This window comes from Pseudomonas sp. ADAK2 (assembly GCF_012935755.1).
GTDB lineage: Bacteria > Pseudomonadota > Gammaproteobacteria > Pseudomonadales > Pseudomonadaceae > Aquipseudomonas.
Genome location: NZ_CP052862.1, coordinates 2,331,661 through 2,348,801, shown reverse-complemented (window position 1 = coordinate 2,348,801; position 17,141 = coordinate 2,331,661). Strand labels below are relative to the sequence as shown.

Here is a 17,141-nt window from a genome sequence, read left to right as displayed (position 1 = left end):
ATTACTCTGCGGTATGAGCGTCGGTGGCGCAGGCGGGTTTGCCAGCAGCGTATTTAAGACTGGGGTCGACCAGCGCATCGAAACGTTTGAGTGCTTCGGAGCCGATCAGGAGCGGGTACTGGAAGGCGCTGCGGTCGGTCAGGTTCACTTCGATGCTGCGCAAGGCCGTGCCCATGCAGATATCCAGCTCGATCACCGGGCGGGCCGTGTATTTCTTGCCTTCTTCCGGATCGTAGTCGCCGGCCCGGCGCTTGATCTTGCTGACCCGGGCCAGTGGCCGTTCGATCGGGTGCGAATGCGCGGCATCGATGGCGAGATAGAAGCGCACCCAGGACTCGCCATTGCGTTTGAAACGCTTGATGTCCCGTGCACTTAAAGAAGCGGTTTTCGCCCCGGTGTCGAGTTTGGCCGCGACTTCCAGGTCAATGCCGTTCAGCGAGGCGTACTCATTGAGGCCGTACACGGTCTTTTCCCCCGCGGCGGCGACACCGGGCAGGAAAAGGAAATAAAGGAATGTGGCGAAGGGCTTGAGTCTCATAAATCCTGGGTGCGCAGCGGTCCGTACTTCGGTTCAAGGCCCTGGCATCACTGCGCAAGCTCCCTCGTATGCCTATCAGCTATTTATGACAAGCCATGCAGATGCAAATGACAAACAAATGCGGGCGGCATTCTAGCACGGTGGTTTTATGGCGCCACCGCTGGCAGGAGGCTATAAACATCTGTGCTGCTTCGTTATGGTGCGGGCGGTTATTAGACGATTGTCGACAATACCTATTTATCCTTTGACTATACGGCCTGTATTCGCTAGTTTTTGCCGCATTAGCTTTAAAGGTGTCGACAATATGCTGGATCAACTCGATCCCCCGGTGATAACGCAGGATGATTCGGAGACACTTTCCGAGAACGTCTTCCGACGCATCCAGGCCGCCATCGTCAAGGGCGAGATCGCCCCGGGCAGCAAGATCTCCGAGCCGGAGCTGGCCCGCACCTATGGCATCAGCCGCGGACCGTTGCGCGAAGCGATCCATCGGCTGGAAGGCCAGCGCCTGCTGGTGCGCATACCGCACGTCGGGGCGCGGGTCGTTTCGTTGAGCCACGCCGAGTTGCTGGAACTCTACGAAATCCGCGAATCCCTCGAAGGCATGGCCTGTCGCCTGGCCGCTGAGCGCATGACTGTCGAAGAAATCGACGAGCTGCGCCGGGTCCTCGAAACCCATGAGCGTGATGCGGCGTTCCAGGCCGGTGTCGGCTACTACCAGCAAGAAGGCGATTTCGACTTTCATTACCGGATCATCCAGGGCAGCGGCAACCGTACCCTGACCCAGATGCTCTGCGGCGAGCTGTACCAATTGGTCCGTATGTACCGCATCCAGTTTTCCACCACGCCCAATCGCCCGCGCCAGGCCTTTGCCGAGCACCACCGGATTCTCGACGCCATCGCCGACCGTGACGGTGAACTGGCCGAGTTGTTGATGCGCCGTCACATCGGCGCCTCCAAACGCAATATCGCCCGTCACTACCAGGACGGCGCTAATAAGACAGCCACTGAACGAGGTGAGTCATGAGTTCGAACAAGAGCACTCCAGGCCAGCGTTTCCGCGATGCGGTCGCCAGCGAGCATCCGCTGCAAGTCGTTGGCGCGATCAACGCCAACCATGCGCTGCTGGCCAAACGCGCTGGTTTCAAGGCGATCTACCTGTCGGGTGGCGGGGTGGCTGCCGGCTCTCTCGGCGTGCCGGACCTGGGGATTACCGGGCTGGATGACGTGCTGACCGACGTGCGCCGCATCACCGATGTGTGCGACCTGCCGCTGCTGGTGGACGTGGACACCGGTTTCGGTTCCTCGGCGTTCAACGTGGCCCGTACCGTCAAGTCGATGATCAAGTTCGGCGCGGCAGCGATCCATATCGAAGACCAGGTCGGCGCCAAGCGCTGCGGTCACCGTCCTAATAAAGAAATCGTGTCGTTGCAGGAAATGGTCGACCGCATCAAAGCCGCCGTTGATGCCCGCACCGATGACAGCTTCGTGATCATGGCCCGTACCGATGCGCTGGCTGTAGAAGGTCTGGAATCTGCCCTGGATCGTGCCGCCGCGTGCATCGAGGCTGGCGCCGACATGATCTTCCCGGAAGCCATCACCGAACTGGACATGTACAAGCTGTTCGCCAACCGCGTGAAAGCGCCGATCCTGGCCAACATCACCGAATTCGGCGCGACGCCGCTGTACACCACCGAACAACTCGCCGCTGCCGACGTGTCGCTGGTGCTGTACCCGCTGTCGGCGTTCCGCGCGATGAACAAGGCCGCGGAAAACGTCTACACCGCGATCCGCCGCGACGGCACGCAACAGAACGTGATCGACACCATGCAGACGCGCATGGAGCTTTACGACCGGATCGACTACCACACCTTCGAGCAGAAGCTCGATGCGTTGTTTGCCGCCAAAAAATGATAACGCACGCACTTTTGTAGCAGCTGCCGAGCCTGCGAGGCTGCGTCCGAGGCCGAAGGACTCGCCAAACCAGGCGATTGAGTTTTCCGGTGATACCACGGACGCTGTGTTTACGACGGCTGCGCCGCCGAACGCTGCCTCGCGGTGCTCGACAGCTGCTACAGAGGGCGACGTAAACCGAAAGAAATTGCAGATTCCCTAAAAATTTCAAGATTGGAGACAGCAATGGCCGAAGCAAAAGTACTCAGTGGTGCCGGGCTCCGTGGCCAGGTTGCCGGGCAAACCGCACTGTCCACCGTGGGCCAGTCGGGCGCCGGCCTGACCTACCGTGGCTACGACGTTCGCGAACTGGCGGCTGACGCACAGTTCGAAGAAGTCGCCTACCTGCTGCTGTACGGCGAACTGCCGACCACCGCACAGCTCGCGGCTTATATCGACAAACTGAGCAAGCTGCGCGACCTGCCGCAAGCCCTGAAAGAAGTGCTGGAACGCATCCCCGCCGACGCCCACCCGATGGACGTGATGCGCACCGGTTGCTCGTTCCTGGGCAACATCGAGCCAGAGAAAGACTTCAGCGCCCAACACGACATCACCGACCGTCTGCTGGCCGCGTTCCCGGCGATCATGTGCTACTGGTATCGCTTCAGCCACGACGGCAAACGCATCAATTGCGTGAGCGACGAACAATCGATCGGCGGCCACTTCCTGCACTTGCTGCATGACAAGAAGCCGAGCGAGTTGCACGTCAAAGTCATGAACGTGTCGCTGATCCTCTACGCGGAACACGAATTCAACGCTTCGACTTTCACCGCCCGTGTCTGCGCCTCGACCCTGTCGGACATGTATTCTTGCGTCACCGCGGCCATCGGTTCCCTGCGAGGTCCGTTGCACGGCGGCGCCAACGAAGCGGCGATGGAAATGATCGAACGCTTCAAATCGCCGGAAGAGGCGATCAAAGGCACCCTCGGCATGCTCGAGCGCAAGGACAAGATCATGGGCTTCGGTCACGCGATCTATAAGGACAACGATCCGCGCAACGAGGTGATTAAGGCCTGGTCGAAAAAACTGGCTGATGAAGTGGGCGACAAGGTGCTGTTCCCGGTTTCCGAAGCCATCGACAAGACCATGTGGGAGCAGAAGAAACTGTTCCCGAACGCCGACTTCTACCATGCGTCGACGTACCACTTCATGGGCATCCCGACCAAATTATTCACGCCGATTTTCGTCTGCTCGCGCCTGACCGGCTGGGCCGCGCACGTGTTCGAACAACGCGCCAACAACCGCATCATCCGCCCGAGCGCCGAGTACGTCGGCGTCGAACAGCGCAAGTTCGTGCCAATCGAACAACGCTGATTGGGGGAGGGCCGACGCGAACGCCGATACCCCTGTAGGAGCGAAGCTTGCTCCTACAGGATCGGATTCGGTTCGGCTCCACCCTTTTGCACTTACCGTGACCGAGTCCCGACATGATGAACACAGAATTCCGCAAACCGCTGCCCGGCAGCCATCTGGATTATTTCGACGTCCGTGCGGCGATCGAAGCCATCCAGCCTGGCGCCTATGACACCCTGCCATACACCTCCCGCGTACTCGCGGAAAACCTGGTGCGTCGCTGCGACCCGGCCACGCTCACCGATTCCCTGAAGCAATTCATCGAACGCAAGCGCGACCTCGACTTCCCGTGGTTCCCGGCGCGTGTGGTATGCCATGACATCCTCGGCCAGACCGCCCTGGTCGACCTCGCCGGCCTGCGCGATGCCATCGCTCTGCAAGGTGGCGACCCGGCGCAAGTGAACCCGGTGGTGCCGACGCAATTGATCGTCGACCACTCCCTGGCCGTCGAGCGCGGTGGCTTCGATCCGGAGGCGTTCGAGAAGAACCGCGCCATCGAAGACCGGCGCAACGAAGACCGTTTTCACTTCATCAACTGGACCAAAAAAGCCTTCAAGAACGTTGATGTGATCCCGCCGGGCAACGGGATCATGCACCAGATCAACCTGGAGAAAATGTCTCCGGTGATCCAGGTGCGTGACGGCGTGGCGTTCCCGGATACCTGCGTCGGCACCGACAGCCACACCCCGCACGTTGATGCGCTGGGCGTGATCGCCATTGGCGTTGGTGGTCTGGAAGCGGAGAGCGTGATGCTCGGTCGCGCCTCGTGGATGCGTCTGCCGGAAAGCGTCGGCGTCGAACTGACCGGCAAGCTGCAACCGGGCATCACCGCCACCGACATGGTGCTGGCGCTGACCGAGTTCCTGCGTAAACAAAAAGTCGTTGGAGCATGGCTGGAATTCTTCGGCGAAGGCGCTTCCGCGCTGACCCTCGGCGACCGTGCGACCATTTCCAACATGGCCCCGGAATACGGCGCCACCGCGGCGATGTTCTACATCGACCAGCAGACCATCGACTACCTGAAACTCACCGGCCGCGAAGACGAGCAAGTGCAGCTGGTCGAGAACTATGCCAAGCAAACCGGCCTCTGGGCTGACAGCTTGAAGCATGCGCAATACGAGCGCGGCTTGAGCTTCGACCTGTCTTCGGTGGTGCGCAACATGGCCGGCCCGAGCAACCCGCACGCCCGCGTTGCCACCTCGGACCTCGCCGCCCAAGGCATCTCCGGCCAGTGGACCGAAGTGCCGGGCCAGATGCCGGATGGTGCGGTGATCATCGCCGCCATCACCAGTTGCACTAACACCAGCAACCCGCGCAACGTCATCGCTGCCGGCCTGCTGGCGCGCAATGCCAACAAGCTGGGGCTGATCCGCAAGCCGTGGGTCAAATCGTCCTTGGCCCCGGGTTCGAAAACCGTGGCGCTGTACCTCGACGAAGCGGGGCTGACCAGCGAACTGGAGCAACTCGGTTTCGGCATCGTCGCGTTCGCCTGCACCACCTGCAACGGCATGTCCGGCGCACTCGACCCGGTGATCCAGCAAGAGATCATCGACCGCGATTTGTACGCGACCGCCGTTCTGTCCGGCAACCGCAACTTCGACGGGCGGATTCACCCCTACGCGAAGAACGCGTTCCTCGCTTCGCCGCCATTGGTGGTGGCTTACGCCATTGCCGGGACCATCCGTTTCGACATCGAAAAAGATGTGCTGGGCGTGGTCGATGGCAAGGAAATTCGCCTCAAAGACATCTGGCCGAGCGACGAAGAAATCGACGCGGTGGTGAAAGCCTCGGTGAAGCCGGAGCAGTTCCGTCAGGTCTACATCCCGATGTTCGCCATCCATGAAGACACCGGCCCGAAAGTCACGCCGCTGTACGACTGGCGCGAGATGAGCACCTACATCCGCCGTCCGCCGTACTGGGAAGGCGCACTGGCCGGCGCCCGTCCGCTCAAGGGCATGCGCCCATTGGCAGTGCTGCCGGACAACATCACCACCGATCACCTGTCGCCGTCGAACGCAATCATGCTCGACAGTGCGGCGGGCGAATACCTGGCGAAAATGGGCTTGCCGGAAGAGGACTTCAACTCCTACGCCACCCACCGTGGCGACCACTTGACCGCGCAGCGCGCGACCTTCGCCAACCCGAAACTGTTCAATGAAATGGTCAAGGAAAACGGCAAGGTCAAGCAGGGCTCGCTGGCGCGCGTCGAGCCGGAAGGTCAAGTGATGCGCATGTGGGAAGCCATCGAAACCTACATGGAGCGCAAGCAGCCGCTCATCATCATCGCTGGCGCCGATTACGGTCAGGGTTCGTCCCGGGACTGGGCGGCCAAAGGCGTGCGTCTGGCGGGTGTGGAAGCGATTGCCGCCGAAGGCTTCGAGCGCATTCACCGCACCAACCTGGTGGGCATGGGCGTGTTGCCGCTGGAGTTTTTGCCGGGCACCGATCGTCACACCCTGGCCATCGACGGCAGCGAAACCTACGACGTGATTGGCGATCGCACGCCGCGTGCGCAGTTGACGCTGGTGATCAATCGTCTGAATGGCGAACGCGTTGAAGTGCCGGTGACCTGCCGCCTCGACACGGCTGAAGAAGTGTCGATCTACGAGGCGGGCGGCGTGTTGCAGCGCTTTGCCCAGGACTTCCTCGAAGAGTCGGCGGTCGCCGTCTAAAACCCGATGTGCAGATACGGGATTATTGATCCCGTGTCTGCTTATAAGGAGCACCATGGCTCACACACCCCAGATCAAAATCCCCGCCACCTACATGCGCGGCGGCACCAGCAAAGGCGTGTTCTTCAGCCTGCAAGACCTGCCCGAAGCGGCACAGATTCCCGGCCCGGTTCGCGACGCGTTGTTGTTGCGGGTGATCGGCAGCCCCGACCCGTACGACAAGCAAATCGACGGCATGGGCGGCGCGACGTCCAGCACCAGCAAAACCGTGATCCTGTCGAAAAGCATCAAGGCTGATCACGACGTCGATTACCTGTTTGGTCAGGTGTCCATCGACAAGCCATTCGTCGATTGGAGCGGCAACTGCGGCAACCTGTCGGCGGCGGTCGGCTCGTTCGCCATCAGCAATGGTTTGGTCGATGCCAGCCGCATTCCGCACAACGGCGTGGCCGTGGTGCGCGTGTGGCAGGCCAACATCGGCAAGACCATCATCGCCCATGTGCCGATCACCAACGGCGAAGTGCAGGAAACCGGTGATTTCGAACTCGACGGCGTGACCTTTCCCGCCGCCGAAGTGCAGGTCGAATTCATGGACCCGGCGGCGGAAGAAGAGGGCGGCGGCGGGTCGATGTTCCCCACCGGCAACCTGGTGGATGAGCTCGAAGTGCCCGGCGTCGGCACCTTCAAGGCGACCATGATCAACGCCGGCATCCCGACGATTTTCATCAATGCCGAAGACCTCGGCTATACCGGCACCGAGCTGCAAGGCGCGATCAACGGCGACCCGAAAGCCCTGGCGATGTTCGAAACCATCCGTGCCTACGGCGCGCTACGCATGGGCCTGATCAAGGACCTGGACGAAGCGGCCAAGCGCCAGCACACGCCGAAAGTGGCGTTCGTGGCCAAGCCGGCGGACTACGTGGCATCCAGCGGCAAGGCGATTGCGGCGGGGGATGTCGACCTGCTGGTGCGGGCGCTGTCGATGGGCAAATTGCACCACGCGATGATGGGCACGGCGGCGGTGGCGATTGGTACGGCGGCGGCCATCTCTGGCACCTTGGTAAACTTGGCCGCGGGCGGTATCGAACGTAACGCCGTGCGTTTCGGGCATCCGTCCGGCACGTTGCGCGTGGGGGCCGAGGCCAGTCAGGTGAACGGTGAATGGACCGTGAACAAAGCCATCATGAGCCGCAGTGCGCGGGTGTTGATGGAAGGCTTCGTCCGCGTGCCGGGTGATTCGTTCTGACTGAAACCTACCCCCTGTAGGAGCCAGGCTTGCCGGCGAAGGCGATCTTGAGGACGCCTTCGCCGGCAAGCCTAGCTCCTACAGGGCCGTATTCCAAAATAAGAAAGTAGTAACCGACTGAGATTTACCCTGAACCGAGGTCCCATCAACGAAGCACTAACGAGTGAATCGAACATGAGCGCCAACGTCGACCTGAACAACCGCCCCGACTACGACACGGTCCTGCAGGACATTGCCGACTACGTCCTCAACTTCAAGATCGAGTCCACCGAAGCACTCGACACCGCCCGCAACTGCCTGATAGACACCCTCGGCTGTGGCTTGCTGGCCCTGCGCTTTCCCGAATGCACCAAACACCTGGGCCCGATCGTCGAAGGCACCGTCGTCCCGTTCGGTGCCCGCGTGCCCGGTACTTCTTTTCGTCTCGATCCGGTCAAAGCCGCGTGGGACATCGGCTGCATCGTGCGCTGGCTCGATTACAACGACACCTGGCTCGCCGCCGAGTGGGGCCATCCGTCCGATAACCTCGGCGGGATTCTCGCGGTGGCCGATCACCTCTCGCAAAAGCGCCTGGCCAATGGCGATGCACCGCTGACCATTCGCGCGGTGCTGGAAGCAATGATCATGGCCCACGAGATTCAGGGCGTTATCGCGCTGGAAAACTCCTTCAACCGCGTAGGACTCGATCACGTGCTGCTGGTGAAAGTCGCCTCCACGGCGGTCACCGCCAAACTGATGGGCGCCAATCGTGAGCAATTGTTGTCGGCGTTGTCCCACGCTTTTGCCGATGGCCAGGCGCTGCGCACTTATCGTCATGCGCCGAATGCCGGGTCGCGCAAATCCTGGGCTGCCGGCGACGCCTCCAGTCGTGGCGTGCGTCTGGCGGACATCGCGATGCGTGGCGAGATGGGCATCCCCGGCGTGCTGACCGCCAAGCAGTGGGGCTTCTATGACGTGTTGTTCAGCCACACCAACAACGATCTGGCGCTCAAGCCCGACGACAAACGCGCGTTCAGTTTCTCCCGCAAATACGGCAGTTATGTGATGGAAAACGTGCTGTTCAAGATCAGTTTTCCCGCCGAATTCCACGCGCAGACTGCCTGCGAAGCGGCCGTCACCCTGCATCCGCAGGTGCGCAATCGTCTGCACGAAATCGATAAGATCGTCATCACCACCCACGAATCGGCGATCCGCATCATTTCCAAAGTCGGCCCGCTGGCCAATGCCGCCGACCGCGACCATTGCATTCAATACATGACCGCTGTGCCGCTGGCCTTCGGCAATCTGGTGGCCGAGCAGTACGAAGACGACTTCCACGCCGCGCACCCGATCATCGACGTGCTGCGCGAGAAAATGGTCATCGTCGAAGAACCGCGCTTCACCCGCGAATACCTGGAAGCCGACAAGCGCTCCATCGCCAATGCGATCCAGGTGTTTTTCAAGGACGGCTCCAGCACCGAGAACGTGGTGGTCGAATATCCAATCGGCCATCGCCGGCGTCGCACCGATGGCATTCCGTTGCTGGAAGACAAGTTCAAGGCCAACCTGGCGACGCGTTTTACCGCGCAGCGTAGCGCCGAAATCTTTGCGTTGTGTAAGGACCAGGCAACGCTTGAGGCGACGCCCGTGAACCGGTTTGTCGACCTGTTCGTGATCTGACAGCAATCCCTGTAGGAGCCAGGCTTGCCGGCGAAGACGTACTTGAGGGCGCCTTCGCCGGCAAGCCTGGCTCCTACAGGAATGTGTTCAGCGTTTGAGCCATTTCTCGACCGGCAATTTGGTAATGGCAAACCCCGCCAGCAACACTGCCGAATACCCCATCAATTCCCGCGAAATACTTTGCCCCTCGTACCACGCACCAATCACCACCGCGAACACCGGAAAAATAATAAACACGAACGACAAAATGATCGGGCTCAGGCGCTTGAGCAGCAAAAAGTAAACGATAAACCCACCCACCGACGCCACCAGCCCCAGGTAGAGCAGGGCGCCCCACGAGCGCGTGGTGATGTCATCGAACACCGGCGCCTCAACGCTCAGCCCCGCCACAAACAGCATCAAACCCGCGAGGCCGATGGGTAGCGTGTTGTAGGTGATCACGCTAATCGCCGCGCCCTGTTTCTTGGTGATCACGTAACACAGCGCATGCATCACCGCCGCCGCCAGAATCGCTAGCACCCCGAAGAACTCGGCGTGGTCCAGATGCAGGCCCTGACTGCGGATAATCATGAACAGACTGCCAAAGCCGATGGCGATGCCCACCACCTGCGAGGGATAGATTTTCTCTCGCAAAAACACTGCCGAAAAAATCAGGATGAACACGGGCATGCAGCTGAACAACAGGGCGGTCAGGCCGGACGAAACGTGCATCTCGCCATAGTTGAGCAAGTAATACGGCAGGCTGAAATACGACAGCGTGACGAACACGAAAAACCAGCGACTCTGCCGTGGAAACAGCAGCGGCTCGCGACGCAGCAGGGCGAAGCTCAAAAACAGCGGAAAGGCGATCAGGAAACGCAGGCCAGCGGCGGTCAGTGGCGGCACACTTTCGACGGCGATCTTGATCCCCAGCCACGTGGTGCCCCAACTCAGGCACACGATTAAGAACAGCACGCTGGTGACCAGTGCGGCCAGCCAGGGTTTTCGAATCGTTGAGGAGGCGCTGAGGGCTATGGACATGATCGTGATCCTTCGTCGTCGGAATTGACCTGGTGACTGAATAGGTCTATCCCTGATTGAACCTGTTTTCAGCACGCTATTCGGGATGGAAATGACTGTCAAAGTAAGTATTGCCACGGTGTCAATCCTGCGCGAACGCCTCGCCCATGGGCGCGGCGTCAAGTACAGGCGCCTGGCCGAAGCCCTGGAAAAAAGCATCGGCGACGGCTTGATCGAGCCCGGCAGCAAACTGCCGCCTCATCGTTTGTTGGCGGACAGCCTGGGCGTGACCATTGGCACCATCAGCCGCGCGTACGGCGAGTTGGAACGGGTAGGGTTGGTGGTGGCCCGTGTAGGAGATGGCACTTATGTGCGTCAGAGGGGGATGGAGCGGCCGCGGGATGCTGGCTTTCGCAATGTCAGCGACGAGCCTCAGCCTTACTTCGACATGAGCAGGAATCAACCGATTCCGGGGCAGGAAGCTGCCTTTCTGAGTCAGAGCCTGCTGGGCTTGGCCAGTGATCCGAACACCTTGCAGTTGCTCAGCGGCTATACGGCCGATTGCGGAGTGCCCCGTCACCGTGCGGCCGGTGCTCACTGGTTGCGGCATCTGGAATTCGTCCCGAGCGCCGAGCAGGTCATTTGCGTCAATGGCGGCCAGCACGGCTTGCTCTGCGTATTGATGGCGCTGCTCAAGCCTGGCGATACGCTGGTGACCGAGCATTTGACCTACCCGGGACTGATCAGCGTCGCACGCATGCTTGGGATAAAGCTGATCGGTGTCGCCATGGATGACGAAGGACTGTTGCCCGAAGCGCTGTCGGACGTTTGCCAGCATCATCGGGTCTCAGCGCTGTACTGCACGCCGACGATCCAGAATCCTACGGCGGCGGTGATGTCGGTCCGACGGCGCGAGGCGATTGCCGAGATTTGTCGCCAGCACAACCTGCTGATCATCGAAGACGAAGCCCATGCGGTTCTGGCTCAACAACGCCCCTTGCCGTTGAGCCATTTCGCCACGGAGCGCTCGGTGTTGATCGGCAGCCTGAGCAAGGCGGTTTCCGCCGGTTTGCGCGTTGGTTATCTGCACGCACCGCTGCCGTTGATCGGAAGATTGAGTGCAGCGGTGCGCGGGACGTGCTGGATGGCAAGCCCGCTGTCGATGGAGCTGGCGACGGCGTGGATTGAAAACGGTATCGCCAAACAGTTATTGGGGCAGCAGATAACCGAAATCAGTCGCCGCAAGCGGTTGGTCAGCGGAACGTTAGAAGAAGTCAGCTACAAGACTCATCCCGATAGCCCGCACTTCTGGATCGAAGTGCCCGAGCCGTGGCGGGCGTCGCAGATTGCGGCGGAGCTCAAGGAGAATAACTATCTGGTGGCCACCGCCGAGGCATTTGCGGTGGGGCATGGCGCGGTGCCGCAGTTTATTCGGGCGAGTGTGTGTCATTCGGCGGGGGACGATGGGTTGTTGTTGCAAGGGTTTGAAGCACTGGCGGGGGCGTTGAGGCAGTCCGTGTAATCGTTCATCGCGGGCAAGCCTTGCTCCTACAGGGATATGTCGATCCCGCATGCCGCGAACGACACAAAATCTGTAGGAGCGAGGCTTGCCCGCGCAGGCGTCATCACAGGCGCTGAAGAGCTACTTGAACCGCCGCTCCACCCCTTTCTCCACGAGGATCTTCGCCGAAATCTCTTCCACGGAAAAGTGCGTGGAATTGATGTGCGGGATGTTCTCCCGGCGGAACAGATTCTCCACCTCGCGCACCTCGAACTCGCACTGGGCATAGCTCGAATAGCGGCTGTTGGGCTTGCGCTCGTTGCGGATCGCGGTGAGGCGGTCCGGGTCGATGGTCAGGCCGAACAGCTTGTGCTGATGGGCGCGCAGGGCGGCCGGCAGGGTCAGGCGCTCCATGTCGTCTTCGGTCAACGGGTAGTTGGCCGCGCGGATGCCGAATTGCATCGCCATGTACAGGCACGTCGGCGTCTTACCACAACGCGACACGCCTACTAGGATCAGGTCGGCCTTGTCGTAATAATGCGTGCGCGCACCGTCATCGTTGTCGAGGGCGAAGTTCACCGCCTCGATCCGCTCCATGTAATTGGTGTTGCTGCCAATGGAGTGGGACTTGCCGACGGTGTAGGAAGAATGCTCGGTCAGTTCCTGTTCAAGCGGCGCCAGGAAGGTCGAGAAAATGTCGATCATGAAACCATTGGACGTTGCGAGGATCTCACGGATGTCCTGATTGACGATGGTGTCGAAGATGATCGGCCGAAAGCCGTCGGTTTCGGCGGCCTTGTTGATTTGTTGTACCATGGCCCGCGCTTTATCGACGTTGTCGATGTACGGACGGGTGAATTTGCTGAAGGTAATGTTTTCGAACTGCGCCAAGAGGCTTTGACCCAGGGTTTCGGCAGTGATGCCGGTGCCATCGGAGATGAAGAAAGCAGATCGTTTCATTTGCACCTTGGGCCTTAAGCTAATAACGAATCTTGGATATGATAGGCGCGATTTGCCGGCCGCCAGTGGCCCGCATTCTCACTTATTTTCCAGGTCCAGGCCATACAGTCGGCAAACGCTCCCCCGAGCCGCCGGCTTCTGAGCTTTTCCAACACAGTTAGTGGAGAGATCACCTTGGTAGAGTACGTAGTTTCCCTCGATAAGCTCGGCGTCCATGATGTAGAGCACGTAGGGGGCAAGAACGCATCCCTGGGCGAGATGATCAGTAACCTTGCAGGTGCCGGTGTATCGGTGCCCGGTGGCTTCGCCACGACAGCTCAGGCTTATCGTGATTTTCTGGAACTGAGCGGCCTGAACGATCAGATCCATGCCGCGCTCGACGCCCTGGACGTCGACGATGTCAACGCCCTGGCCAAGACCGGCGCCCAGATCCGCAAATGGATCATGGAAGCCGAATTCCCCGAAAAACTTAACGCCGAGATCCGCACCGCGTTCGCCACGCTGTCGGCCGGCAACCCTGACATGGCCGTGGCCGTGCGTTCTTCCGCTACCGCCGAAGACCTGCCGGACGCTTCCTTCGCCGGTCAGCAGGAAACCTTCCTGAACATCCGTGGTGTCGAAAACGTCATTCGCGCCGCCAAAGAGGTGTTTGCCTCCCTCTTCAACGACCGCGCCATTTCCTACCGCGTGCACCAGGGCTTCGACCACAAGCTGGTGGCCCTGTCGGCCGGCGTGCAGCGCATGGTCCGCTCCGAAACCGGCACCGCCGGCGTGATGTTCACCCTCGATACCGAATCGGGCTTCCGTGACGTGGTGTTCATCACCGGCGCCTACGGCCTTGGCGAAACCGTTGTCCAGGGCGCGGTGAACCCGGACGAATTCTACGTCCACAAACAAACCCTTGAAGCCGGTCGTCCGGCAATCCTGCGCCGCAACCTCGGCAGCAAAGCGATCAAGATGATCTACGGCGAAGTGGCCACGGCCGGCAAGTCGGTCAAAACCATCGACGTCGACAAGGCTGATCGCGCCCGTTTCTGCCTGACCGACGCCGAAGTCAGCGAGCTGGCCAAGCAAGCGATGATCATCGAGAAGCACTACAAGTGCCCGATGGACATCGAGTGGGCTAAAGACGGCGACGACGGCAAGCTCTACATCGTTCAGGCCCGTCCTGAAACCGTGAAGAGCCGCACCCAGGCCAACGTCATGGAACGTTACCTGCTGAAAGAAACCGGCACCGTGCTGGTTGAAGGTCGCGCCATCGGCCAGCGCATCGGCGCCGGCAAGGTCCGCATCATCAAGGACGTGTCCGAGATGGACAAAGTCCAGCCAGGCGACGTTCTGGTGTCCGACATGACTGACCCGGACTGGGAACCGGTCATGAAGCGCGCCAGCGCCATCGTCACCAACCGTGGCGGTCGTACCTGCCACGCGGCGATCATCGCTCGCGAGCTGGGGATCCCGGCCGTGGTCGGTTGCGGCAACGCCACCCAGCTGTTGAAAGACGGCCAGGGCGTGACCGTTTCCTGCGCCGAAGGCGACACCGGCTACATTTTCGAAGGCGAACTGGGCTTCGACATCAAGAAAAACTCTGTGGACGCCATGCCTGATCTGCCGTTCAAGATCATGATGAACGTCGGCAATCCGGACCGCGCCTTCGACTTCGCGCAACTGCCGAACGCCGGTGTGGGCCTGGCCCGCCTGGAATTCATCATCAACCGCATGATCGGTGTTCACCCGAAAGCGCTGTTGAACTACGACGGCCTGCCGCAAGACATCAAGGACAGCGTCGACAAGCGCATTGCCGGCTACGACGATCCGGTCGGCTTCTACGTCGACAAACTGGTTGAAGGCATCAGCACCCTGGCTGCAGCGTTTACTCCGAAAAAGGTCATCGTGCGTCTGTCGGACTTCAAGTCCAACGAATACGCGAACCTGATCGGCGGCAAGCTCTACGAGCCGGAAGAAGAGAATCCGATGCTGGGCTTCCGTGGTGCGTCGCGTTACATCAGCGAAGCGTTCCGCGATTGCTTTGAGCTTGAATGCCGCGCCCTCAAGCGCGTGCGCAACGAGATGGGCCTGACCAACGTTGAAATCATGGTGCCGTTCGTCCGCACCCTGGGTGAAGCGAGCCAGGTGATCGACCTGCTGGCTGAAAACGGTCTGGCCCGTGGCGAGAACGGCCTGCGCATCATCATGATGTGCGAACTGCCGTCCAACGCGATCCTCGCTGAAGAGTTCCTGGAGTTCTTCGACGGCTTCTCCATCGGTTCCAACGATCTGACCCAGCTGACCCTGGGCCTGGACCGTGACTCCGGGATCATCGCCCACTTGTTCGACGAGCGTAATCCGGCGGTCAAGAAGTTGCTGGCCAATGCCATCCAGGCCTGTAACAAGGCTGGCAAGTACATCGGCATCTGCGGTCAGGGTCCTTCGGACCACCCGGACCTGGCCAAATGGCTGATGGAGCAGGGCATCGAAAGCGTTTCGCTGAACCCCGATTCCGTGCTGGAAACCTGGTTCTTCCTGGCTGAAGGCCAAGCGCAGGCTTGATGTGAATGAAGCCTCGGTCAAGTGGCCGGGGCTTTTAGATTTGAGTAGGGCGGGCTCCCCGGATGCCGCCCTTTTTTGTGCAAGAGCATTATGCAAAGCAGCAGCAACCTATTTCCTGTCGCCCTGATCAGCGCCGAGCGGCGCGGCGATCTGAGCGAAGACGTGTATCGATTGAAACCCGGCAACAGCCCCGACGGCACCGTCGAGCTGGCGGTGACACGCCTGGGCATGGCGGATGGCCCGGACACGCGCGGCGTTCCGGTGATTTTGCTGCACGGCAGCTTTTCCAATCGCCGGTTCTGGTTTTCCCCGAAAGGCCTGGGGTTGGGCGCCTATCTGACGCGCCAGGGATTCGATGTATGGATTCCGGAGATGCGCGGTCACGGCTTGTCCCAGCGCAATCAGGACTACCGCAAAAACCGCGTTTCCGATTACGCCCGTTATGACCTGCCGGCCATCGGTGCATTCGTGCGCGAGCAAAGTGGCCAGGTCCCGCACTGGATCGGTCATTCTCTGGGCGGCATTACTTTGGCTGCCGCGTTGGGCGGACAGTACATCGGCGAACCGGTGGTGGCCTCGGCGGCGTTTTTCGGCACCCAGGTCAGCCGCACCTACTGGCCGTTGAAGATTCCGCCGGTGGAGTGGAGCGGGCGCTTCATTCTCAAGCGTTTTGCCCAGCTGTCCGGTTCACGGCTCAAGCGCGGCCCGGAGGACGAGCCGATTGGCCTGGCCCTGGAAAGCATGCGCTGGTATGGCCTGTTCGGGCGCTTTGGCGATACCGACAAGGACTGGTGGGCCGGTTTGGCCGAAGTTGAGTTACCGGTGTTGGCCGTGAGCGCGGCCGGCGACCATCAGGATCCGACCTGGGCCTGTCGCAAGCTGTTCGATCAGCTCGGCTCCGAGCACAAGCAATTCATCAATCTGGGACGCGAGCAGGGTTTTACCGACAATTTCGGCCACGTTGAAATGCTGATCAGCAAAGCCGCCCAGGCTGAAGTCTGGCCCTTGGTCGCGCGCTGGCTGGCGGATCAACAAACGCCGCTGTTGGGCGAAAAGCCGGATTTGGCCACGGCGGTCTGAGGCCAATGCTCTAACAAGGGCATTTCGCTCCGGTCGGCTTGCGGCTAAGATATGACGCATTGAGCTTTTCTGGTCACTTTGCGACATCCTCGATTGTCTTCCTCTTTACAGGAGTTTCTCGATGAACCATTACGTTACGCCCGACCTGTGCGACGCCTATCCGGAGCTGGTGCAGGTGCTGGAACCGATGTTCAGCAATTTCGGCGGCCGTGATTCCTTCGGCGGCGAAATCGTGACCATCAAGTGCTTCGAAGACAACTCGCGGGTCAAGGAGCAGGTCGAACTCAAGGGGGATGGCAAGGTGCTGGTGGTCGACGGTGGCGGTTCCCTGCGTCATGCGTTGCTGGGTGACATGCTGGCCGAGAAAGCCTCGAAAAACGGTTGGGCAGGGCTGGTGATCTACGGTTGCATCCGCGATGTCGATATCCTTGCGCAGACTGATCTGGGCGTACAGGCACTCGCTAGCCACCCAAAAAAATCCGACAGACGCGGGCTCGGCGACATTAACGTTCCGGTGACCTTTGCTGGCGTGACGTTCCATCCCGGCCACTACATCTATGCGGACAACAACGGCGTGATCATCTCGCCAAGCCCGCTGAAGATGCCTGAATAAAGCGTCGGTGCGAATTT

Annotated in this window: 13 protein-coding genes; 10 read left to right on the top strand and 3 right to left on the bottom strand. The window is 60.4% G+C overall.

The genetic code is table 11. The features are described from left to right. Position 1: 1 nt before the first annotated feature. Entirely contained in the window at positions 2-538 is a 537-nt protein-coding gene (rloA, locus tag HKK52_RS10850; protein ID WP_169370818.1) for a retropepsin-like aspartic peptidase RloA, read from the bottom strand. Positions 539-845: 307 nt separating this feature from the next. Here rloA and HKK52_RS10845 point away from each other — a divergent pair, with 307 nt between their 5' ends. The 6 genes from HKK52_RS10845 to prpD all read left to right on the top strand — a co-directional run bounded on the left by HKK52_RS10845 (position 846) and on the right by prpD (position 9,421). Further along, positions 846-1,565 carry a GntR family transcriptional regulator gene (locus tag HKK52_RS10845; protein ID WP_178117484.1) on the top strand — a complete coding sequence of 240 codons (720 nt, stop codon included), beginning with the start codon at positions 846-848 and terminating at the stop codon, positions 1,563-1,565. Continuing rightward, positions 1,562-2,452 (top strand): methylisocitrate lyase, encoded by an 891-nt coding sequence (gene prpB, locus HKK52_RS10840; RefSeq protein WP_010456549.1) that lies wholly within the window; start codon positions 1,562-1,564, stop codon positions 2,450-2,452. The genes HKK52_RS10845 and prpB overlap by 4 nt, the downstream gene beginning before the upstream one ends. A 225-nt stretch (positions 2,453-2,677) precedes the next feature. Beyond that, on the top strand, positions 2,678-3,805 hold the full coding sequence (gene prpC, locus HKK52_RS10835) for a bifunctional 2-methylcitrate synthase/citrate synthase (RefSeq protein ID WP_169370817.1): 1,128 nt from the start codon (positions 2,678-2,680) through the stop codon (positions 3,803-3,805). A 116-nt stretch (positions 3,806-3,921) separates the two neighbouring features. Beyond that, positions 3,922-6,516 (top strand): Fe/S-dependent 2-methylisocitrate dehydratase AcnD, encoded by a 2,595-nt coding sequence (acnD, locus tag HKK52_RS10830; protein WP_169374225.1) that lies wholly within the window; start codon positions 3,922-3,924, stop codon positions 6,514-6,516. Positions 6,517-6,571: 55 nt separating this feature from the next. Then, positions 6,572-7,762: a 2-methylaconitate cis-trans isomerase PrpF gene (gene prpF, locus HKK52_RS10825; protein ID WP_169370816.1), complete on the top strand. Its 1,191-nt coding sequence runs from the start codon at positions 6,572-6,574 to the stop codon at positions 7,760-7,762. Positions 7,763-7,936: 174 nt separating this feature from the next. Beyond that, a complete protein-coding gene (gene prpD / locus HKK52_RS10820) occupies positions 7,937-9,421 on the top strand; it encodes a 2-methylcitrate dehydratase (RefSeq protein WP_169370815.1) in 1,485 nt (494 codons plus the stop codon). 87 nt (positions 9,422-9,508) lie between these two features. On the opposite strand, the gene HKK52_RS10815 is transcribed toward prpD, so the two are convergent. Continuing rightward, positions 9,509-10,396, bottom strand: coding sequence for a DMT family transporter (locus HKK52_RS10815; RefSeq protein ID WP_169374224.1), 888 nt, complete (start codon positions 10,394-10,396; stop codon positions 9,509-9,511). A 136-nt stretch (positions 10,397-10,532) separates the two neighbouring features. Between HKK52_RS10815 and HKK52_RS10810 the strand changes: the two genes are divergently transcribed. After that, positions 10,533-11,942: an aminotransferase-like domain-containing protein gene (locus HKK52_RS10810; protein WP_169370814.1), complete on the top strand. Its 1,410-nt coding sequence runs from the start codon at positions 10,533-10,535 to the stop codon at positions 11,940-11,942. A gap of 120 nt (positions 11,943-12,062) precedes the next feature. Here the strand turns inward: HKK52_RS10810 and ppsR are convergent, their stop codons facing one another. After that, complete coding sequence (ppsR, locus tag HKK52_RS10805) at positions 12,063-12,881, bottom strand: posphoenolpyruvate synthetase regulatory kinase/phosphorylase PpsR (protein WP_123403248.1); 819 nt, start codon at positions 12,879-12,881, stop codon at positions 12,063-12,065. Between the two features lie 174 nt (positions 12,882-13,055). On the opposite strand from ppsR, the gene ppsA reads away from it, so the two are divergent. The 3 genes from ppsA to rraA all read left to right on the top strand — a co-directional run bounded on the left by ppsA (position 13,056) and on the right by rraA (position 17,124). Beyond that, positions 13,056-15,431 carry a phosphoenolpyruvate synthase gene (gene ppsA, locus HKK52_RS10800; RefSeq protein WP_169370813.1) on the top strand — a complete coding sequence of 792 codons (2,376 nt, stop codon included), beginning with the start codon at positions 13,056-13,058 and terminating at the stop codon, positions 15,429-15,431. 90 nt (positions 15,432-15,521) lie between these two features. After that, positions 15,522-16,511, top strand: coding sequence for an alpha/beta fold hydrolase (locus HKK52_RS10795; RefSeq protein WP_169370812.1), 990 nt, complete (start codon positions 15,522-15,524; stop codon positions 16,509-16,511). Positions 16,512-16,632: 121 nt separating this feature from the next. After that, the gene (gene rraA, locus HKK52_RS10790) at positions 16,633-17,124 is read left to right on the top strand and encodes a ribonuclease E activity regulator RraA (RefSeq protein WP_169370811.1); all 492 of its coding nucleotides are present in this window, start codon (positions 16,633-16,635) and stop codon (positions 17,122-17,124) included. The last annotated feature ends 17 nt before the right edge of the window (positions 17,125-17,141 follow it).